General features: G+C 48.6%; 20 protein-coding genes. 18 read left to right on the forward strand and 2 right to left on the reverse strand.

Features of this window, described 5'->3' with window-relative positions; translation table 11 throughout:
- The first annotated feature begins 73 nt into the window (after positions 1-73).
- Complete coding sequence (locus BSEL_RS07165; RefSeq protein WP_013172319.1) at positions 74-484, forward strand: hypothetical protein; 411 nt, start codon at positions 74-76, stop codon at positions 482-484.
- Positions 485-508: 24 nt separating this feature from the next.
- On the opposite strand, the gene rnhC is transcribed toward BSEL_RS07165, so the two are convergent.
- Positions 509-1,444, reverse strand: a complete 936-nt coding sequence (gene rnhC / locus BSEL_RS07170) for a ribonuclease HIII (protein ID WP_013172320.1) — start codon at positions 1,442-1,444, stop codon at positions 509-511.
- Positions 1,445-1,599: 155 nt separating this feature from the next.
- On the opposite strand from rnhC, the gene zapA reads away from it, so the two are divergent.
- From zapA to BSEL_RS07245, 15 genes are all read left to right on the forward strand, one after another.
- Positions 1,600-1,851, forward strand: a complete 252-nt coding sequence (gene zapA / locus BSEL_RS07175) for a cell division protein ZapA (protein WP_013172321.1) — start codon at positions 1,600-1,602, stop codon at positions 1,849-1,851.
- 2 nt (positions 1,852-1,853) lie between these two features.
- Positions 1,854-2,396 carry a CvpA family protein gene (locus BSEL_RS07180; RefSeq protein ID WP_013172322.1) on the forward strand — a complete coding sequence of 181 codons (543 nt, stop codon included), beginning with the start codon at positions 1,854-1,856 and terminating at the stop codon, positions 2,394-2,396.
- Between the two features lie 166 nt (positions 2,397-2,562).
- Positions 2,563-4,290: a DNA polymerase/3'-5' exonuclease PolX gene (gene polX / locus BSEL_RS07185; protein WP_013172323.1), complete on the forward strand. Its 1,728-nt coding sequence runs from the start codon at positions 2,563-2,565 to the stop codon at positions 4,288-4,290.
- A gap of 18 nt (positions 4,291-4,308) precedes the next feature.
- Positions 4,309-6,669: an endonuclease MutS2 gene (locus tag BSEL_RS07190; RefSeq protein WP_013172324.1), complete on the forward strand. Its 2,361-nt coding sequence runs from the start codon at positions 4,309-4,311 to the stop codon at positions 6,667-6,669.
- 14 nt (positions 6,670-6,683) lie between these two features.
- Complete coding sequence (locus BSEL_RS07195; protein WP_013172325.1) at positions 6,684-7,100, forward strand: DUF350 domain-containing protein; 417 nt, start codon at positions 6,684-6,686, stop codon at positions 7,098-7,100.
- Between the two features lie 233 nt (positions 7,101-7,333).
- Positions 7,334-7,585 carry a hypothetical protein gene (locus tag BSEL_RS07200; protein WP_013172326.1) on the forward strand — a complete coding sequence of 84 codons (252 nt, stop codon included), beginning with the start codon at positions 7,334-7,336 and terminating at the stop codon, positions 7,583-7,585.
- Between the two features lie 198 nt (positions 7,586-7,783).
- Positions 7,784-9,484 carry a long-chain-fatty-acid--CoA ligase gene (locus tag BSEL_RS07205; RefSeq protein ID WP_013172327.1) on the forward strand — a complete coding sequence of 567 codons (1,701 nt, stop codon included), beginning with the start codon at positions 7,784-7,786 and terminating at the stop codon, positions 9,482-9,484.
- 154 nt (positions 9,485-9,638) lie between these two features.
- Positions 9,639-11,333: an AMP-binding protein gene (locus tag BSEL_RS07210; RefSeq protein ID WP_013172328.1), complete on the forward strand. Its 1,695-nt coding sequence runs from the start codon at positions 9,639-9,641 to the stop codon at positions 11,331-11,333.
- Positions 11,334-11,442: 109 nt separating this feature from the next.
- Positions 11,443-12,057 (forward strand): TetR/AcrR family transcriptional regulator, encoded by a 615-nt coding sequence (locus BSEL_RS07215; RefSeq protein WP_013172329.1) that lies wholly within the window; start codon positions 11,443-11,445, stop codon positions 12,055-12,057.
- A gap of 6 nt (positions 12,058-12,063) precedes the next feature.
- Positions 12,064-12,846 (forward strand): enoyl-CoA hydratase, encoded by a 783-nt coding sequence (locus BSEL_RS07220; protein WP_013172330.1) that lies wholly within the window; start codon positions 12,064-12,066, stop codon positions 12,844-12,846.
- A gap of 66 nt (positions 12,847-12,912) precedes the next feature.
- On the forward strand, positions 12,913-13,683 hold the full coding sequence (locus BSEL_RS07225) for an electron transfer flavoprotein subunit beta/FixA family protein (RefSeq protein ID WP_013172331.1): 771 nt from the start codon (positions 12,913-12,915) through the stop codon (positions 13,681-13,683).
- An 18-nt stretch (positions 13,684-13,701) separates the two neighbouring features.
- Positions 13,702-14,673 carry an electron transfer flavoprotein subunit alpha/FixB family protein gene (locus BSEL_RS07230; protein ID WP_013172332.1) on the forward strand — a complete coding sequence of 324 codons (972 nt, stop codon included), beginning with the start codon at positions 13,702-13,704 and terminating at the stop codon, positions 14,671-14,673.
- A gap of 360 nt (positions 14,674-15,033) precedes the next feature.
- The gene (trxA, locus tag BSEL_RS07235; RefSeq protein WP_013172333.1) at positions 15,034-15,348 is read left to right on the forward strand and encodes a thioredoxin; all 315 of its coding nucleotides are present in this window, start codon (positions 15,034-15,036) and stop codon (positions 15,346-15,348) included.
- A 213-nt stretch (positions 15,349-15,561) separates the two neighbouring features.
- Entirely contained in the window at positions 15,562-17,343 is a 1,782-nt protein-coding gene (uvrC, locus tag BSEL_RS07240) for an excinuclease ABC subunit UvrC (protein ID WP_013172334.1), read from the forward strand.
- A gap of 172 nt (positions 17,344-17,515) precedes the next feature.
- Entirely contained in the window at positions 17,516-18,763 is a 1,248-nt protein-coding gene (locus tag BSEL_RS07245; protein WP_013172335.1) for an aspartate kinase, read from the forward strand.
- Positions 18,764-18,870: 107 nt separating this feature from the next.
- Here the strand turns inward: BSEL_RS07245 and BSEL_RS07250 are convergent, their stop codons facing one another.
- On the reverse strand, positions 18,871-19,296 hold the full coding sequence (locus BSEL_RS07250; RefSeq protein ID WP_013172336.1) for a YslB family protein: 426 nt from the start codon (positions 19,294-19,296) through the stop codon (positions 18,871-18,873).
- A gap of 188 nt (positions 19,297-19,484) precedes the next feature.
- Here BSEL_RS07250 and BSEL_RS07255 point away from each other — a divergent pair, with 188 nt between their 5' ends.
- Entirely contained in the window at positions 19,485-20,834 is a 1,350-nt protein-coding gene (locus BSEL_RS07255; RefSeq protein ID WP_013172337.1) for a TrkH family potassium uptake protein, read from the forward strand.
- A 401-nt stretch (positions 20,835-21,235) separates the two neighbouring features.
- A complete protein-coding gene (locus BSEL_RS07260) occupies positions 21,236-21,850 on the forward strand; it encodes a succinate dehydrogenase cytochrome b558 subunit (RefSeq protein WP_013172338.1) in 615 nt (204 codons plus the stop codon).
- Positions 21,851-21,856 lie beyond the last annotated feature (6 nt).

Raw genomic sequence — 21,856 nt, forward strand, 5'->3', positions numbered from 1 at the left:
TTTTTGGCCTCCGTATTCATGCTATACTGAATGCGGAGGCCGTTATATTTGGCCAATAAAGGAGCGGATCGGGATGTATGAAGTGACAGAAGTGACGTATGTGAACGAAGAAGGGCCGCTGGTGTTTACGGTGATGTTTCATGTCAACGGGGAGCCGACGGTGTTTGCGACGGATGTTCTCTATTCGGTCAACCGGAAACAGTGGCTTGCAAATCCATTCATCACGCATGATTTACAGGCACTGATGAATTTTGGGCCCTGTGCGATTTGCAAAGAGACGCAGGTTGCCTGCCATCCGTTGATTCAAGAGCATAAGGACGTCAAGAGCGGGATTTTGAATCATGATACGTTTGTCCGGCTCGCGTCTGAGCGGTTTGAGGCGAGGGGCGTTGGATTTGGGGTGCGTGAGCTGATGATTGAAACAGACAAAGCGGTCTGGGACAGGATCATTGAGGAGAACCGGCAGGCGACTGACGGCGCATAACGAAACAATCAGGAGCTGAACGGATCAGCTCCTGATTTTTGTTGCATTGGCGAAATGCCATTTTGTCACGGCTTTCAGCGTGTCGGTGCCGTGTCTGTCAGCAATGGCCTGTGCCGCCTGGTCAACCGCTTTTCCGGCACCTTTCGGAACAGGCATGCCGAGCTTCTCTTCAATGCGGTCCATCTCTTCGATGAAGGCATATCGTGCCAGGATGGAGGCTGCGGCAACGGCGGGATGAAGCTGCTCGGCTTTCGTGGCGAAGTAAAGAGGCGTTTCTTCGGACCAGCGAAGCTTCCCCTGTTTCAGGTAGCGGAAATATGTCCCGGGCGGACAGAACTGGTCAATCAGAACCCCGTCAGCTTCAGTGCCTTCCTCATTCAGTTTCGCGATCACATTCGAAATGGCCTGGTGATGCAGCATCGCCTTCATCTGTCCCTGATTCATGCCATCCTGCTGGAGTGCGTTGTATTTGTTGTTGTGGAGTGTCATCAGGCTGTAGGTGCAGGTATCCAACAGCCGCGGAGCAAGGGTGCGGATCAGTTTATCCGTGATGGTTTTTGAATCACGGATGCCCCATGATTCGACCGTCTTCAACTGCTCCTTCGTCAGGTGACAGGCGACGACGGTCATCGGTCCGAAAAAGTCTCCTGTTCCGGTTTCGTCACTGCCGATCAGTTCACGGTTAAGGAGATTGTCAGGCGGAGCGTAGGCATGCTCTCCGACGTCCCCTTTCTTTTTTTTCGGGGCTTTGTCCTCGCCTGATCCCCATTTGGCCGCTTCCGCTTCGGCATTCTTTCCCTGAAAGAGGACTTTTCCGCTGTTATAGGCCGTGATGGACGTACCGTTGACTTGTGCGGCAAAAAGCGCCCCTTGAGGTGTTTTCGGCTTATGGTAATCGGTGTAGTGCCGCTTCATGTTCTGAAGGGCGTCTTTTGACAGTTTGATGACTGAATGGCTCATGGATCTGCAGTCCTTTCTGAACATGTTAAATGGTAGGATGAACCTCTTTCGGAGACTAGTATAACAGAAGAGGGGCCGGTTTTCCCGGGGATATTTCAATTCCTTACCCGTCGTGTTATGATAGTGTACAGGATTTGACGAATGGAGGCTTTCATATGGCAGATGATCAAAGACAGCGGACAACCGTAACGATCTATGGCCAACATTACCGGATCGTCGGAAAAGATGGACCTGAACATGTGGAGAAAGTGGCATCAATGGTGGATGACAAAATGCGAGAACTGAAAGTGTCGAACCCTTATTTGGATGTCTCTAAGCTTGCGGTCCTGACTGCAGTCAATATGTGCCACGAACTGGTTCACCTCCAGGAGCAATCAGAAGATGGAAAGAAAGAAGAGGACAAGTAATTATGGTCACATGGCTTATTGTATTTGGTTTACTGATTGGGTTTTTAGCGGGCTACAGACGGGGGATTGTTCTGCAGCTCGTACATATCATCGGACTTGTTGTGGCATTTATTGTTGCATTACGGTATTATCAGCCGCTCGGTGAAGAGCTGAGGCTCCTGATCCCATTCCCACAGCTGTCAACGGATTCCGGACTCAGTATTATGAACGAAGAATATGGCCGGGAAATGGTGTTTTACAGAGGCATTGCATTTGCAGGCCTGTTTATTGTGACGAGGATCGTCACGCAAATTATCGGCTCCATGCTGGATTTTCTGGCGAATTTGCCGATCATTCATTTTTTCAATCAGTGGGCCGGTGCTCTGTTTGGATTTGTCGAAGCGGTTCTTATCATCGTCGTGCTGCTTCATCTCGGTGCGCTCATCCAGTGGGATTTCCTGCAGGGTGCCATCCAGCAGTCTTCCCTTGCACAGTGGTTTTTCTCTTCCACACCGGTGATCTCCGAACGGATCGTGGACTGGTTCACAACGGAAATGAACGGCTAGCTTCCTGTTCTGCGGGGCAGGGAGCCTTTTCTTTTCAGCGTGCTCAAAAATGGTATACTGATAGAGGCTGAGAGTGCCACCGGTTTGTCTTTCTGAGGAGAAAAATGCTAATGGGATAAACGAACACGGTGTAATCAAAAGACAGGAAACTGGAGGAATGAATCCGATGAGTCAGCTTAATAAAAAAGACATCATTCAACTGCTTGAACGAATTGCAGTCTATTTGGAGATCAAAGGTGAAAATGCCTTTCGGATTTCCGCCTACAGAAAAGCGGCCCAGTCACTCGAACGTGACGAGCGGTCCATTGAAGAGATTGAAGACCCGGCGAAGCTTGCGGGCATCGGTAAAGGCACAGCAGGGATCATCAATGATTTTCTTGAAACAGGCACGACAGAACTGCTTCAGGAGCTTGAGTCTGAAATCCCGGAAGGGCTGTTGCCTCTCTTAAAGCTGCCGGGCCTAGGCGGCAAAAAAATTGGAAAACTGTATCAGGAGCTCGGTGTGGAAAACGCAGAGACCCTGAAGGCTGCGTGTGAAGCCGGTGAGGTCAGTAATCTTGCCGGTTTCGGCAAAAAGACCGAGGAGAAGATTCTCGCAGCCGTGAACGAAATGGGAAAACGGCCGGAACGTCTGCCTTTGCCAGAAGTGACTCGAACGGTGGAGGAACTGACGGCCTTTTTACAGGACATCAAGGAGATCGACCGTTTTGAGCTTGCCGGGAGTTTCCGGCGGGGAAGAGAAACCGTCAAAGACCTCGACTTCATTATATCCACCTCACATCCTGTTTCCGTTGGAGAGAAGCTGGTGACGCATCCGAATGTCACTGCCGTGATCGGACACGGGGAGACAAAAGTGAGTGTGGAACTTACCGACAAAGAGACGATTGTACCCGTTGATTTCCGAATGGTTGAAGATGAATCTTTTGCCACGATGCTGCATCATTTCACCGGATCGAAGGATCATAACGTCCTTTTGCGGCAAATTGCCAAATCGCGGGGCGAGAGCATCAGTGAGTATGGGGTGAAAAATGAGGAATCCGGAGAGGTGACGCATTTCGATACGGAGGCGGATTTCTTTCATCATTTTGATCTGCCGTGGATCGCACCGGAAGTCCGGGAAGGCAAGGAGGAGATCGACGACGCCGCTCATGTGAAAGAGCTTGTTTCGATGGAAGACATGAAAGGTGATCTGCACATGCACACGACCTGGAGTGACGGTGCGCAGTCCATCGATGAAATGATTGAAGCGTGCCGCATGAAAGGGCATGCGTTCATGGCGATTACCGATCATTCGAAGTTTCTTCAGGTTGCAAACGGCCTGACAGAAGAACGACTGAAACGTCAGCACGAGGAGATCCGTACAAAACGGGAGACGGTTGATGATCTGCACGTCTTCACCGGTATTGAAATGGATATCCTGCCCGACGGTTCCCTTGATTACGGGGACGAGGTATTAAAGGAGATCGATTTTGTCATCGCATCCATCCACTCCTCATTCTCACAAGATGAGGAGACCATTATGAAACGTCTCGAAGCTGCCTGCAGGAACCCTCATGTGGCGATGATTGCCCACCCGACGGGACGTCTGATCGGCAGAAGAGACGGTTATCAGGTAAATCTCGAGCGGCTGATTGACCTCGCCGTTCAGACCGGAACCATTCTTGAGATCAACGCCAATCCGAACCGCCTTGATCTGTCCGCAGAATGGGCAGAAAAAGCGCAGGAAAAAGGCGCACTGATCTCGATCAACACGGACGCCCACCGCTATGATATGCTCGATCATTTGAGCTATGGCGTTCGCAATGCGAGACGGGGTTGGATCCGAAAAGAGACAGTCGTCAATACCTGGTCTGTCAAACAGTTGACGGATCATCTGTGGAAAAACCGATTGTAAAGATGGAGGTGCCCTTCTATGCTTGAAAGGGTTTTACGCATACTTGAATACGATAAAATGAAAGACCAGCTTCTGCAGTTTGCAGGCTCGTCCCTGGGAAAGAAGCGGGTGAAAGCCATGACGCCGTTTTTTGAGGAAGAGACGATCCGCGATGAACACGCCAAGACGGCGGAAGCGGCGAAGATAGTCAGATTGAAAGGAACGGCCCCTCTCGGCGGGTTGAAAGACATCAAAGCATCGATCAAACGGGCAGAAATCGGCGCGCAGCTTAACGAAGGGGAACTTCTCGACATCGCATCGACGATTTATGCGAGCCGGCGGTTCCGTTCGTTCATCGAAGGGCTCGTGGAAGACGAGATTGAGCTTGTCATCCTTCCTGAAATGACCCGTTCGATGACGCCGCTCACAGACCTTGAGCATGAGATCAAACAGGCCATTGATGAGAATGGCCATGTCCTTGATTCAGCAAGCCCGGCGCTTCGGCAGATTCGTCAGTCAATCCGTTCCCTTGAGTCGTCGGTCCGTTCAAAACTTGAAAACACGACGAGATCCTCAAGCGGGAGAAAGATGCTGTCGGATGCCATCGTCACGATCCGAAATGACCGTTACGTCATCCCGGTCAAAGCCGAATACCGGAACCATTTCGGTGGGATTGTCCATGATCAGTCAGCCTCCGGTCAGACGCTGTTTGTAGAACCGGAGTTTGCCGTGACGACGAATAATCAGCTGAGAGAGGCAAAAGCAAAAGAAGAGACCGAAATACAGCGTATTCTCTTTGAACTGTCCGGGAGCGTCAGTGAAGTCACAGGCGAACTTGCCGTCATTCTTGACGTCATGACGGAAGTGGACTTCATGTTTGCCAAGGCTTACTACGGGGCGTCGATTAAAGCGACGGAACCGAAACTCGATACCGACGGCAGTTTTGATTTGCGCAAAGCCCGTCACCCGCTCATTCCCGAAGACGAGATTGTCCCCATCGACGTCTCACTCGGTGATGCGTACTCTTCCCTGGTCATTACCGGTCCGAATACGGGCGGGAAAACCGTGACCTTGAAAACAGTGGGCATGCTCACGCTGATGGCACAGTCCGGGCTGCAGATCCCGGTTCAGGAAGGGTCCACCGCCGGCATCTATCAGAAGATCTTTGCGGATATCGGGGACGAGCAGTCCATCGAACAAAGTCTCAGTACGTTCAGTTCGCACATGACCAACATCGTCAATATTATGGATAACGTCGACCATGAATCACTCGTACTCTTCGATGAGCTCGGAGCCGGTACGGATCCGACAGAAGGGGCGGCACTTGCCATTGCCATTCTCGACCGCGTCCGTTCGATCGGAGCCAAAGTGATTGCGACGACGCATTACAGTGAGCTCAAAGGGTACGCCTACAACCGCGAAGGCGTCATCAATGCCAGTGTGGAGTTTGATGTGGAGACACTGAGGCCGACATATCGGCTGTTAATCGGGATTCCCGGACGGAGTAACGCCTTTGCCATCAGTAAGCGGCTCGGTCTTGGTGACGACATCATTGAAGAAGCGGGACTTCACGTCACCGCTGATTCGAACAAGATGGAGAAGATGATTTCGTCTCTTGAAGACAGCCGTAAAGCGGCTGAGAAGGATTATGATGAAGCAGACGCCCTCCTTCAGGAAGCAGAAGCCCTTCATGCAGAACTCGCAGAGGAGCTTGAACGAATTGAGGTCGAAAAAGAACGGATCTTCGAACGGGCAGAAGAAAAAGCCAACAAAGCGGTGGAGAAGGCCATGGAAGAAGCTGAATTCATCATTGCCGAACTCCGGGAAATGCAGGCAAATGCCCCGTCCATTAAAGACCACAAGCTGATCGACGCGAAAAAGAGGCTTGAAGATTCGGAAGTGACCTTGAAGAAAAAGAAAAAAACGTCGCCTGTCAAAAAGAAGAAGCCTGTTGATACACTTCTCCCCGGCGATGAAGTCAAAGTAGTCAGCCTCAATCAAAAGGGTCATATTGTCGAAGCATCAGGAAAAACGGATTATATGGTCCAGCTTGGCATGATGAAGATGAAGGTGAAAAAGGATGACCTGCTTTATATTGACCGGCCTAAGCCGGTTGAGACGAAGCCACTGGCAACGCTGAGGGGAAGAGACGCCCACGTAAAACCGGAACTCGACCTTCGGGGAGAACGGTATGAAAGTGCCATGATGGATGTGGAAAAATACCTGGATGATGCCGTACTTGCCGGCTATCACCAGGTGTCGATCATCCACGGAAAAGGAACCGGGGCTCTTCGTAAGGGCGTCCAGGAACTTCTTGAGCGTCACCCGAATGTGAAATCAACACGACTCGGTTCACAGGGTGAAGGCGGCAGCGGCGTTACCGTTGCCCAGCTCAAATAAAGGCGGGATACGTGATGAATGAGCTGTTTGCAAATGAGTGGGTCTATACAGCAGGTGTTTACAGCCTGACAGTGATGGCGATTATCGTCAGTCTGTCCGTATTTGAGGCGGTTACGAGCTATAAAACATGGGACGAAATCCGCAGCGGCAACGTTGCCGTCGCCCTCAGCATCGGCGGAAAGATTTTCGGGATCGCGAATATTTTCCGTCATTCCATCACGGCCAATGACAGCATTCTCACCATGCTGATGTGGGGTGTATACGGATTTGCACTTCTGTTATTTGTGTATGTGATTTTTGAGTTTTTGACACCGGGATTCAGCGTCGATAAAGAACTGGCCCATGACAACCGGGCAGTAGGTATTGTATCGTTTATTCTCTCTGTTGCCTTGTCGTATGTGATCGGTTCAAGCATTGTGCTGTTTCAATGAGGAGGGTGTTTGATGGAAACGCTGTGGAAAGTCCTCGTCGTCCTCTGCGGCCTATTTATCGTGGCGGGCGTCGTATTTCTGTTTATGTTCTAGTGTTGCATAAGCCTTGTTTATAGATAAAATGGATCATTTTCCAATTTCGCCGTTTCAAGCAGCTTGATTCGGGAATCTCCTACACAGACGTTGTTAATTATGACGTCAGAAAGATTGATGATAAACGGGAGGTTTTCTCAATGAGTGATGATTTCAAGCGTGAAGAAAAAGTGGAGAAAAGACAGGAACCGGGCCGTGTCGGCTCAACCTTGATCAAATATCTCTTCATAACGGTGATCGTTGCGATGGTCCTGTTCTTCTTTGCGAGCTTTGTTCTGCCGATGTTCGGCGGGGACGGCGAAGGAAACGGAGACGGCGGCGGAAACAATAACGCCATTGAAATTGAAATCGACGGCGGCGATGGCGGAGACAATGGAAATAACGGTGAATAAATCAGAAAACCGGGCGAATTGAGCCCGGTTTTTTGATTGATCTGAAAGCTTTTGTCAAGATTTATTGGAAAAAGTCGAAAAATTTTAATAAATCTGTTTCATTTTGATAGCGTTTTCATTAGAATAGAGGTGAGAGAAGTATGCCTCACCAACCACTTTGGGGAAAGTGGATCAATTCATAAAATGGGAGGTCTTGCGATGCAAACATTGACAGAGAAGCCGTGGTTTCAGCATTATCCAGAGGAGATTCCGACATCCATTGACTATGAGGAACAAACGCTTCAGTACTACCTGAAGCGGGCAGCCGAGCGTTACCCGGACAAAAAAGCCCTGCATTTCATGGGGAAGGAAATGACCTACAGTGAAGTCTACACAGAGGCTATGAAGCTTGCCAATCAGCTCAGAGGACTCGGTGTGGAACAGGGAGACCGTGTGGCAATCATGCTCGCGAACACGCCGCAGGCCGTTATTTCTTATTATGGGGTCCTTTTTTCCGGTGCGATCGTTGTTCAGACGAACCCACTTTACGTTGAACGGGAAATTGAGCATCAGATGAACGACTCGGGAGCGAAGGTCATTATCTGCCTCGATCTCGTATATCCGAGGGTATCGAAGGTTCAGGATAAGACGAGCCTTGAGCATGTGATTGTGACAGGTATCAAAGATTATCTGCCATTCCCGAAGAATCTGATTTACCCGTTTATCCAAAAGAAGAATACAGGTATCAAGGTTGATTTAACGTATAACGATCATTTGCATTCCTTTACGGATTTTATTGAAAAAGGATCCGATGCTGATATTCCGCTCAAAATTGACCCGAAGAATGATCTTGCTTTGTTGCAGTACACCGGTGGTACGACAGGACCGGCGAAAGGTGTTATGCTGACGCATTACAACCTCACGGTCAACACCCAGCAGTGTGAATCGTGGATGTACAAGCTCGAACCGGGTAAAGAAGTGATTATGGCGGCATTGCCGTTCTTCCACGTCTATGGCATGACGACGGTTATGAACCTGAGCATCCGACTCGGGTATAAAATGATCATCATGCCGAAATTTGATCCGAAAGGGATTTTAAAGGCCATTGAGAAGCACAGGGCCACCCTGTATCCGGGAGCACCGACGATGTATATCGGCCTCTTGAATCATCCGGATATCAGCAAACATGATCTTTCATCCATCAAAGCGTGCATCAGCGGTTCCGCTCCTTTGCCTGTTGAGGTGCAGTCGCAGTTTGAAGATATTACGAAAGGGAAGCTCGTTGAAGGCTATGGTCTAACGGAGACGTCTCCTGTTGCGATTGCCAACCTGATTTGGGGCAAGCGAAAACCAGGATCCATTGGGCTTCCGTGGCCGGATACCGAGATTATGATCCTTTCAGCAGAAACCGGAGAAGCCGCAGGCCCGAACGAAGTGGGGGAAATCTGCATCCGCGGTCCACAGGTGATGAAAGGCTACTGGCATCTGCCGGAAGCGACCCAGGCCTCATTCAGGGATGATTGGTTCCTCTCGGGTGATATGGGGTACATGGATGAAGAAGGGTACTTCTATATCGTTGACCGGAAAAAAGACATGATTATTGCCGGAGGCTTTAATATTTATCCGCGTGAAGTGGAAGAAGTGCTTTATGAGCATGATGCTGTCCAGGAAGTATGTGTCATCGGCGTTCCGGATCCGTACCGGGGTGAGACGGTCAAAGCATTCGTCGTCCTGAAGGATGGTTCCAAGGTTACGGAAGATGACCTGGATGAATTTGCCCGAAAACAGCTCGCGTCGTTTAAAGTGCCGAGATTATATGAGTTCCGGGATGAACTTCCAAAGACGATGGTCGGTAAGATTTTGAGACGTGTCCTTGTCGATGAAGAAAAAGCAAAACAAAAACAGGAAAATGACAAATAGATCATATTTATCAGGACTCCCTCTGAAAAAAAGTCTTTCAGAGGGAATCTTTTTGTCATTAACTATTCACATTTGTAATCGGTTTCATATAGAATAGACAGTGAGAGAGAAATGCTTAGAAAGGAAAGGGAGGATTTGAGGAGAGGATGTAAAGATGACAAAGACAGTTTCCAGACCGTGGCTCGAGCACTATCCGGAGGAGATACCGGCATCGATTGATTATGAGAAGCGCCCCTTGCAGGATTATCTCAGACAGGGTGCCAAAGAAGAACCGGACAAGGTGCTGCTGCATTTCATGGGCAAGGAAATGACGTTCAAGGAAGTTTACACTGAAGCATTATCCTTTGCAAATGCTCTGAGTAACCTCGGGATTCAAAAAGGGGACCGTGTTGCCATTATGCTTGCCAACACACCGCAGTCGGTCATCAGCTACTATGGTGCGCTGTTCGCAGGCGCTGTCGTTGTGCAGACGAATCCGCTGTATGTGGAACGGGAACTTGAGCATCAGATGGTGGATTCAGGAGCGAAAATCATGATCTGTATGGACCTGGTGTACCACCGCGTAATGAATGTGATTGACAAAACGAATCTTGAACATGTGATTGTCACAGGGATTAAAGACTATTTGCCATTCCCAAAGAATCTCGTCTATCCGTTTATACAGAAAAAGAACTATGGCTTTAAGCCGGATGTGAAATACGGAAAAACGGTTCATTCGTTTACGAAACTTTTGAAGCAGCACGACTCAAAAGAAATCGCTGTAGAGATTGACCCGGAAGAGGATCTAGCTCTTCTGCAGTATACCGGGGGGACGACAGGGGTGGCAAAAGGTGTTAAACTGACACACATGAACCTTGTCTCAAACACGACGCAGTGCATCCGCTGGATGTATAAAATCGACCATGGAAATGAAGTGTTGCTCTGTGCGTTGCCTTTTTTCCACGTCTACGGTATGACGGTCGGTATGAATTTCTCGGTGATGGACCGAAGCAAAATGGTCATCTTGCCAAAATTCGATACAAAGCAGACCCTCGAAGCCATTGAAAAACAAAAAGCATCTATTTTTCCGGGTGCACCAACGATGTATATCGGGCTGATTAATGATCCCGATGTGGGAAAGTATGACTTAAGCTCCATAGAAATCTGCATCAGCGGGTCAGCACCACTGCCTTTGGAAGTCCAACAACGGTTCGAAAAACTGACCGGCGGGAAATTGTCGGAAGGGTTCGGACTCACGGAATCCTCCCCGGTGACACATTTCAATCTGATGTGGGGCAAACGACCGTCCGGAAGTATCGGATTGCCGTGGCCGGATACGGACGTCGCCATTTTGTCGGCTGAGACCGGAGAACCTGCAGAAGCAGGGGAAGTCGGAGAGCTGATGATCAAAGGGCCTCAGGTGATGAAAGGGTACTGGAACCGCCCGGAAGAGACGAATGCCACTTTCCATGAAGGTTGGCTATTGACCGGTGACATGGGTTATATGGACGAAGAAGGCTTTTTCTACATTGTGGACCGAAAGAAAGATATGATCATTGCAGGCGGCTTTAACATTTATCCACGGGAAATTGAAGAGGTCCTGTTTGAACACCCGGCGGTTCAGGAAGCAGTGGCTGTTGGGGTGCCGGATCCGTATCGGGGGGAAACCGTCAAGGTATTCATCGTCAAACGTGAAGGCCATGATGTGTCCGAGAAAGATCTGAATGCGTTCTGCAGAGAACGATTGTCGGCATATAAGGTGCCAAAGCTCTATGAATTCCGTGAAGAACTGCCAAAGACGATGGTCGGGAAAGTCCTTCGACGGGCTCTGCTTGAAGAAGAGAAGGAAAAAGCGAAACAAAATGCCTGAAGTTTGTCACAAAACGTCACCTTTCGTATTGACAGCAGTGAGGTTGTCCTCTACAATGAATTTATGAATGAATAATCATTCAGTAGTTGTGTGCAGAGGACGTGATGAGATGGGCAAGAAAAAAGGACCCAAATATGATGCGATAATAGATGCAGCAGTGATCGTTTTTGCCCAAAACGGCTATCATCTATCCAAGGTATCCAAAATTGCCAAACAGGCCGGTGTGGCAGACGGTACGATTTATTTGTACTTTAAGAACAAGGAAGACATCCTGATTTCCATGTTCGAAGAGAAAATGAGCGTTTTCGTGGACCGGATTAAGCATGAAATTAATCGTGTAACGAGTATTGAGAAAAAGCTTGAAATCATGATCGAAATGCATTTCACACAGCTCGAACTCGATCCGGATCTCGCGATTGTGACCCAGCTCGAGCTGAGGCAGTCCAATACGAATATGCGTTATCAGGTCAATGAAGTGCTAAAGGGCTATCTCGGACTGATCGATGCGATTCTTGAAGAGGGAATCCGTCAGGGTGTATTGGACCCGGATCTCAATATCCGGATCGCCAGGCAAATTATTTTTGGTGCCGTGGACGAAGTCGCGACGAACTGGGTGATGAAGGAACGTAAATACGCGCTTACGCCCCTGGCCTCGAGCATCAGCGATATGCTCATGAAAGGATTGTCGATGAAAACACAGCCGGAAGCAGAAACGAAAGGATGAATTCAGATGGCCGATCCGTCATTGCTCGCTTTGAAGAAAGACTCGCAAATAGCTGTTGTCACGCTTACCAATCCGCCTGCCAATGCCATTTCAGCAAACGTGATCGCAGAACTCGATGACATGTTCACGGAGCTTCAATCTGATGATGATGTGAAAGTGATCATTCTTCACGGTGAAGGGCGATTTTTTGCAGCAGGAGCCGATATCAAAGAATTTACGGAGCTGACACATGCTAACGAGTTCAGAGAGACTGCCAGAGAAGGGCAGCGCGTATTCAGAATGATCGAGACCATGACCAAACCGGTTATTGCCGTGATCCATGGGGCGGCCCTTGGAGGCGGACTGGAACTCGCCATGGCCTGTCATATGCGCTACGTCACACCGAATGCGAAGCTTGGACTCCCAGAACTGAACCTTGGGCTCATCCCGGGATTTGCGGGTACGCAGAGACTGCCCCGAATGATCGGACACGCCAAGGCCCTCGAGATGATGATGACAGCAGAACCGATTACCGGTGAAGAAGCGGTTTCTGCAGGTCTTGCCAACAGACTCGTATCAGAGGAAGATCCGTTGACGGAAGTCATGGCAATGGCGATCAAAATGGTAACGAAGCCGCGCCGCAATCTGGCAGCCGTTATGGAACTTGTTCATGAAGCGGAGCGTGACTCCCTTGAACGGGGACAGGAGAAAGAGGCTGTTCTGTTCGGGGATCTTGCTGAAACCGGGAATGCCCGAGAAGGCATCCGGGCGTTCATGGAGAAGCGTAAACCTACGTTTGAAGACCGCTGAAACAGGCGGTTTTCCAAATACACGATTTGAAAGCGTTTTATATTTTTTAAACAGGAGGGAAACTGAATGAACATTTACGTGATTATGAAGCGTACTTTCGACACAGAAGAAAAAATTCAGCTGGACAATGGAGCCATTTCTGAAGATGGAGCTGAATTCATCATTAACCCCTATGATGAATATGCCGTTGAGGAAGCGATCCAGCTCCGTGACGAACACGGCGGTGAGGTGACGCTGGTGACAGTTGGTGATGAGGAAGCAGAGAAGCAGCTGCGCACAGGACTTGCCATGGGTGCTGATAAGGCCGTATTGATTGAAGATGAAGATGTGGAAGATGGGGACACGTACTCCACTGAACGGATTCTTGCGGGTTATTTTGCCGATAAGGAACCGGATCTCATTCTCGGCGGTAACGTTGCCGTAGACGGCGGTTCAGGTCAGGTCGGCCCTCGACTTGCTGAGCGGCTTGGCATCAGTCATGTGACCAGTGTGGTATCCATTACCATTGATGGTGACAAAGCGACCATCGAAAAGGACGTCGAAGGGGATCAGGAATTTATTGAAGTGCCTCTTCCTGCACTCTTGACAGCCCAGCAGGGATTAAATGAACCTCGTTATCCGTCACTTCCGGGGATTATGAAAGCGAAGAAAAAGCCGTTGGATGAACTTGATCTGGATGATCTCGATCTCGAAGAAGATGATGTGGAAGGCAAGACCGAACGCCTTGAAATCTTCCTGCCACCGCCGAAAGAAGCCGGTAAGATCCTTGAAGGTGAAGTGAATGAGCAGGTCTCTGAACTTGTCTCACTGTTGAAGAACGAAGCGAAAGTCATTTAATCAGGAGGGAAAACGATTATGGCCAATAAAGTATTAGTCATTGGAGAAATGCGAGACGGTGAATTCAGAAATGTATCGTTTGAAGCGATTGCAGCAGCAAAGCAGGTTGCCCCGGACGGTGAAGTCGTCGGTGCACTCCTCGGTTCAGGTGTGGAAGCTGAAGCAGGGAAACTGTTCCAGTTTGGCGCAGACCGTGTTGTGGTCGTGGACGATGAGAAATTAAAAGAATATACGCCGGAAGGTTATACCCAGGCTGCAAAGGCCCTGGTCGATCAGGAAGAACCTGATGCGATTATTATGGGTCACACATCCATCGGACGCGATCTCTCTGCGAAGCTCGCAGCGCGTATGGAGGCCGGATTGATTTCGGATGCAGTCAGTCTCGAAATGGATGGTGACGATGCCGTCTTCACCCGCCCGATTTACTCAGGGAAGGCATTTGAAAAAGTAAAAGTGAAAGATGGAGTGACTTTTGCCACAATCCGTCCGAACAATATCCCTGCACTGGATGAAGACAGTTCCAAATCCGGTTCAGTCGAGAAAGTGGATGTGGCAATCACGGATCTGAAGACCATTATTAAAGAAGTGGTGAAGAACACTGCTTCTGGCGTAGACCTTTCCGAAGCGTCGGTCATTGTTGCCGGAGGACGCGGAGTGAAGAGCGAAGAGAACTTCAATCAGCTTTATGAACTTGCAGATCTCTTAGGCGGTGCCGTAGGTGCTTCACGGGGTGCCTGCGATGCCGAGTACTGTGATTACGCCCTTCAGATCGGTCAGACAGGTAAAGTCGTCACACCGGATCTGTATATTGCAGTCGGGCTGAGCGGTGCCATTCAGCACGTCGCCGGGATGTCGAATTCAAAAGTCATCGTAGCCATTAACAAAGACCCCGAAGCAGAAATCTTCCAGATTGCCGACTACGGGATAGTTGGTGACCTCTTTGAAGTGATGCCTCAGCTGATTGAAGAATTTAAAAAAGTCGTCGTGTAACGGCGGTCATCCCATATATCACAAACTGAAGCTGCAGAACAGTCCTGCAGCTTCTTTTTGATCAGGGCGTGAAAAAAGGGCTTTCGATGTCGGCGGACACGTACCGGGAACTTTTCCAAAAGGTATCGCCGTATGCCGCTTATTCCATCAACAATCAACAACGAGCTGCAACATCCCCTGATGAAAAGCAGGATACAGGATTGCCAATGATAAACAGCATCTTTGCTAAATTGGCTTGAATAAGATATTATGAATGTACAGTCCTCACGGGAAATATACGGCTTGCTTTTTTCTGCAGGTTTAGTATAATACCTATTGGGGTATATGAAAGATGCATGATTAATGAGGAGGAATGTTGAAATGGCAATTGTAAAAGCTAGTGACGCTACGTTTGCTGAAGAAACTGGACAAGGTGTAGTTCTCGCGGACTTTTGGGCTCCATGGTGCGGACCTTGTAAAATGATTGCACCGGTACTTGAAGAACTGGATGCAGATATGGGTGACAAAGTGAAGATTGTAAAACTCGATGTTGATGAAAATCAGCAGACAGCCAGCAAATTCGGTGTTATGAGTATCCCGACACTGCTCGTCTTCAAAGACGGTGAAGTTGTTGATCAGGTTGTCGGTTTCCAACCGAAAGAAGCACTTGCAGGAACCCTTCAAAAGCACATCTGATCAGTGATTGCTGTAACAGTAAGGACGTTTGGGGAATGGATCCCCAAACGTCTTTTTTCTGTCTTGCTCCTGTCGCATCTGACGTGGCAGTGGATAATGCTCAGCGCCTCATTGGTGCAAGCTGTTATTCGTCCGTGCTAAACTGATAAAAGAACAGGCTGTGCTGCCAATGGTGGCAGCGCGACAGCAAGATCAGCAAAGGGGCGCTTACACATGCTCGAGAATAAACACAAGCTTGACCTGCTTCCAGCCCAGCCGGGCTGTTATCTGATGAAAAACAAACACCAGACCGTGATCTATGTCGGGAAGGCCAAAGTGCTCAAAAACAGGGTCAGGTCCTACTTTACCGGGAGTCATGATCAGAAGACTCAAATGCTTGTCAGTGAAATCGCGGATTTTGAATACATCGTCACCTCTTCGGAAATCGAAGCGCTCCTGCTTGAACAGAATTTGATCAAAAAGCATGAGCCAAGATACAACGTTCTTTTAAAGGATGACAAGAGCTATCCATTCATCAAGATTACGAACGAAGAACATCCGCGACTGATCACGACGCGGAATGTAAAAAAAGACGGGGCAAAATACTTCGGCCCATACCCGAATGCGTATTCCGCCAATGAAACGAAAAAGCTTCTTGACCGGATCTACCCACTCCGCAAATGCCGCACGCTTCCCGATCGTGTCTGCCTTTACTACCACATCGGTCAGTGCTTGGCTCCGTGTGAGTTTGAAGTTACAGCAGATCAGAATAAAACCATGGTTCAGGACATCACAAAATTCCTGAACGGCGGTCATAAAGAGGTGAAGGAAAGCATTGAGAAGAAAATGTATGAAGCGTCGGAAGAGATGAATTTTGAACGGGCTAAAGAGCTCCGGGATCAGATGGTTCATATCGAAAATGTGATGGAAAAACAGAAAATTACCATTGCAGATCAGACGAATCGGGATGTATTCGGCTTTGAAGTGGACAAAGGCTGGATGTGTGTCCAGGTATTTTTCGTGAGACAGGGAAAGCTCATTGAACGTGACGTCTCCCTGTTTCCGGTCTATCAGGAGCCTGTCGATGATTTTTACACATTTATCGGTCAGTTCTATCTCGAAGAGCATCATAAAAAACCGAATGAGATCTTCGTTCAGTCAGGTGTGGATACGGGGCTTGTCTCCGATTTCCTTGACGTGAAAGTGCTGGAACCGAAGCGGGGTCAGAAAAAGGAACTCGTTGATCTGGCCCGCAAAAATGCGTCCATCTCATTAAAAGAAAAATTTGATCTGATCGAAAAAAATGAGAAAAAGACGATTCATGCGATTCAGGAACTCGGGCAGGTCATGAAGATCGACACACCGTATCGCATCGAAGCCTTTGACAACTCCAATATTCAGGGTGTGGATCCGGTATCGGCCATGGTCTCGTTTCTTGACGGGAAGCCGGATAAAAAGAATTACAGAAAATACAAAGTGAAAACCGTGCAGGGCCCCGATGACTATGAATCCATGCGTGAGGTCATCAGACGCCGCTATAAGCGGCTGCTGACGGAAGAGCAGCCGTTGCCGGACCTGATTGTCATCGACGGCGGCAAAGGTCAAATATCCGCTGCACAGAGTGTCCTTGAAGATGAACTCGGACAGACGATTCCTGTTTGCGGTCTGGTGAAGGATGACAAACACCGGACGTCACAGCTCATGGCAGGGGATCCGCCGGAAGTTATCTCGTTAAAGCGGACGAGTGAGGCTTTTTATCTGCTTCAGCGCATTCAGGATGAAGTCCACCGGTTTGCCATCACCTTTCACCGCAACGTGCGGAAGAAATCTCAGTTTCAGTCGATCCTCGATGACGTAGACGGGATCGGAGAAAAGAGGAAAAGAACCCTGTTAAAGACATTCGGGTCGCTGAAACGGATTAAACAGGCGTCTGTGGAAGAAATCGAGCGTGCAGGAATCCCTCAGTCTGTTGCTTCGGCCTTAAAGAGAGCCATCGAGGATGAACCTGTAAAATGACCGATCAGCCGAATTGCCAGTTCACTTCCTCCTTGTTATGATTAGTATTGTCTTTGTCCACTGTTTCGTCACATTTTTTCACAGTCTTTTAGATTCAGGTTTCAAATGCTGACGAGGTGGAAACGTATAAATGAACCAACGATTGACCAAAAACATCGAGGAGGAATCGACATTGGCAACGGTAGTTCAAAAATTTGGCGGCACATCCGTCGGTGATACAACGAAAATCAAACGGGTGGCTGAACGCATTAAACGAAGAATGGAAGCAGGTGACCAGGTGGTAACCGTCGTATCCGCGATGGGTAAATCCACAGACAAACTGGTGGATCTTGCTAACGATATTACAGAAGATCCGGATCCGCGCGAGATGGATATGCTGCTGACGACAGGTGAGCAGGTTACGATTTCCCTTGTTGTCATGGCGCTGAAAGAAATAGGTGTCGAAGCCGTTTCATTGACCGGCTGGCAGGCCGGCATCCAAACGGAATGCACACATGGTGATGCCCGCATTACAGACATCGACAAATCGGCTGTACAGGATTATCTGGATGAAGGAAAAGCGGTGCTTGTTGCCGGATTCCAGGGCATCAGTGATGAAGGCAATATCACCACACTCGGACGCGGTGGATCAGATACGACAGCAGTGGCTTTGGCAGCCGCACTCGGTGCTGAGTCCTGCTCCATTTTCACCGACGTCACCGGTGTCTTCACCGCAGATCCGCGATATGTGGAACAGGCACGTCAAATGCCGAGCATCTCCTATGATGAAATGCTTGAGCTTGCCAACCTCGGTGCAGGTGTCCTGCATCCGCGCGCGGTTGAATTTGCGAAGAATTACAATGTGCCGCTGATTGTGGCATCGAGTATGGAAGAAGTAGAGGGAACACTCGTTGAGGAGGAAGCATCCATGGAAAAGAATCTCGTTGTACGGGGTCTTGCTTTTGAGAAAGATGTAACGAAAATTGCGATTGAACGTCTCCCGAATCAGTATGATACGATGTCGATGATCTTTAAGTTGCTTGCGGCAGACGGCATCAACGTCGATCTGATTATCCAGCAGACAACCAGCGATCATGCCCTGAATGTCTCATTTTCAGTCGATACTGATAAACTCGATCGTGCTCTTGAGATCCTTGAGGAGAACAAGGCGGAGCTTTGCTATTCAACAGTCCGTCATCAGAGCATGCTCAGTAAAGTGTCGATTGTCGGATCCGGCATGATTTCCAATCCGGGTGTTGCAGCGGATATGTTTGAGACACTTGCCAAAGAAGAGATCGAAGTGATGATGGTCAGCACGTCAGAGATTGCTGTATCAGCGGTGGTCCCTGAAATGGATATGGTCCGTGCAGCCAACGCCCTTCACTCAACCTTTAAACTTGATGCGGAAGAACTCGAAAAGGTGGAAGCCTTAACGTCGTAATCTATGACCGTTTATGAGCAGTCTTACTTCAACAGACGAAAAGCCGAACCGCGGGGAATGTTCCCGTTGGTTCGGCTTTTCTTTTCGTGATTGCCTGAGACCGCTGTTCAGTCTGTATGATCTTTCACATCAGACATGATCGTGATCGCAACCGTCAGGGGCTGCTTCTTTTTGATGGTGTATGAGCCTTCGGAAACGACACCATCGCGAATTTCTTTAAGCTGAGCGAGAAAACCGGTTTCCATGGAAAAAGCGCGTTCGTTGACCTGAAACGGTGTTTCAAGTTCATAGTGGGTCTGTTTGCTTTTCTCTTTCAGGAGTGTCAGCCTGCCCCAGCCGGCCTGTTCAAAAAACAGGACAGGATCTTCGGTGGCGCGCTCCTGGTGCTTTCGTGCAAGATGTTTGCCTGAATAGTAGAGGATCATGCTTTCGTCTTCACCAAGCAGCTCCGGGATCACATCATTTCTCAAAATGTCATAACTGAAACCGGGGACGGTTTCAGGGATTTCGCGTTCTTTTCTTTTTTTGAACATGTGTCATCATCCTTCGTTGTCAGTACTGAATGACCGAATGCCATTCTTTCTTACTTGTTGTCCATGTGTCCAAACACTCTTTTATGCCATCCTTTTATTTTATCATGAAAAGATTCTCTGACAAGATATAGTTAACCCCGTGAAGTCATGATATACTATTCTCCGTATTCATCGAGGGAGGTTTGATCATGAAACTGGGTGCAGCCAGATTTTTATCACCGTTTCGCATTATTGTTGCGTCTTACGTCATTGCCATGTTTGTTTTCAGCATTCTGTTGTACCTCCCTGTATCGACCCAGGAGGGCGTAACAGTCACATATTCCGAAGCGCTGTTCACTTCTGTCAGCGCCGTGAGCGTCACCGGGCTGACTGTTTTGAATGTATCTGAGACGTACAGTCCGCTCGGGATCTTTTTTCTCGCCTCGGCAATTCAGCTTGGCGGGATCGGAGTCATGACCCTCGGTACATTTATCTGGATGGTCATGGGCAAAAAGATCGCCCTCTCGCAGCGCATGCTGATCATGGTCGACCATAATCAGATTTCATTTGCAGGTATGGTAAAGCTGATGCGGGGGATTCTTTTTGTTGCTTTTGGTATCGAATTGACCGGTGCCCTGATTTTGGGGACTTATTATACGAATTATTTTGATTCAGTGGGTGAAGCGTTTTATCAGGGAGCCTTCGGTGCGCTGAGCGCATTTACAAATGCGGGTTTTGATGTTACCGGCCAGTCACTGATTCCGTTCGCTGATGACTATTTTGTTCAGCTTGTGAATATCCTTCTGATCTTTGCCGGAGCCATCGGGTTTCCGGTGCTGATGGAACTGAAAGAGTATTTCACGACGAAAGATACGCAGTTTCGTTTCAGCCTGTTCACGAAAATTGCCACGGCGACGTATTTTATCGTCTTTGCGATCGGGGCTGTCGGTCTGTGGATCACAGAGCGGACTGCGTTTTATGATGGCATGGTCTGGCATCAGCAGCTCTTCTTCTCCCTGTTCAATTCTGCCACGGCAAGGAGCGGTGGTCTCGCTACCATGGACATGAATGAACTTACAATGGCGAGTCTCATGCTTCTCTCGGGACTCATGATTATCGGTGCGAGTCCGTCGAGTGTGGGCGGCGGGATCCGGACCACGACGCTTGCAGTCATGTTCTTGACGATCCGAAGCTTTGCTCTCGGGCGCTCCGATGTCAAAGTGTTCGGCAGAGAGATTCATATCGAAGATCAGCAGAAATCCTTTATCGTGCTGTCGGTCTTTGCTGTCGGTCTGTTTGCCGCCATTACCGGGATCAGTTTCCTAGAGACCGGACAGGATGTGGCCCTTGAAGCGATTATCTTTGAAGCAAGCTCTGCCTTTGGTACGTCGGGGCTTTCCATGGGCATCACACCGGATTTATCCCAGGGCAGTCAGATCATCCTGATGATTCTGATGCTGATCGGCCGGGTGGGGCTTGTAGCCTTTTTATTCTCGATCCGTGCAAGGGAAAAGAAAACCCATTATCAATATCCGAAGGAACGGATCATTATCGGGTAAGATATGGATGGTATTTACAGTATTGTGCAATAGTAAGATGCTTGTTATTGTACAAACTTACAAAAAACTGAATGGATTCTCAATTAGCGGCTAATTTTCTCAAAGAAGTTGGCCGCGCCTTTTTTTGTTGGATGTTTCTATGAAATTCAGGTGAAATAACCGGCTGAAATTTAAGAATTTTCACAATGGTCAACGTTTTTCTGTTAAAATAATAGTGAATCCGCTTTCTTGACGGAGGCCCGTCATAGCGGTAAAATAAAATTGTCAAACTTTATACAAAGTTGTGGCAGTTTTTAGTCTTTTCATGTTAATGTGATAAGAATTGCTGATAAAGGAGGGTAAATTGCCGGAAACGTATTTTGTCAGTCAGCCATTATCAATTTGTACAGGGGGAGAATGACATGTCGACGAATAATCGCGAATTTTTTTACAGAAAGCTTCATTCATTGCTCGGCGTTATACCAGTCGGTGCATTCCTGATCGTCCACCTGACCGTCAACTATTACGCGGTTCAGGGAGAGGAAGCCTACAATCAGGCCGTCGCATTTATGGAGAGTCTGCCGTTTGTCTATGTACTTGAAATTTTCTTAATATTCCTTCCACTTCTGTTTCATGCCATCTACGGGATGTATATCGTATTTCAGGCAAAGAATAACACGTCTACATACAGTTATTTCAGAAACTGGATGTTCATGCTTCAGCGTGTATCCGGTGTGATTGTGTTTATTTTCGTTGTCTGGCACGTATGGGATACCCGGATTCAGAAGATGTTCGGCGCTGAAGTGAACTTTGACATGATGGTGGACATTGTCCAGAATCCGATCGCACTGGTCGGCTACATCATCGGTATTACCGCAGCTACATTCCACTTTGCCAACGGGATTTGGGCGTTCCTGATCACGTGGGGCATTACGGTTTCACCCCGCTCTCAAAAAATTTCCCAGTATATCACAATGGGGATTTTCGTTATCCTGACGTTTGTCGGAATCCGTGCCATCCTGGCATTTGTCATCTAGTAGTCC

The organism is [Bacillus] selenitireducens MLS10 (genome assembly GCF_000093085.1).
In the GTDB taxonomy this organism is placed as follows: Bacteria; Bacillota; Bacilli; order Bacillales; family Salisediminibacteriaceae; genus Salisediminibacterium; species Salisediminibacterium selenitireducens.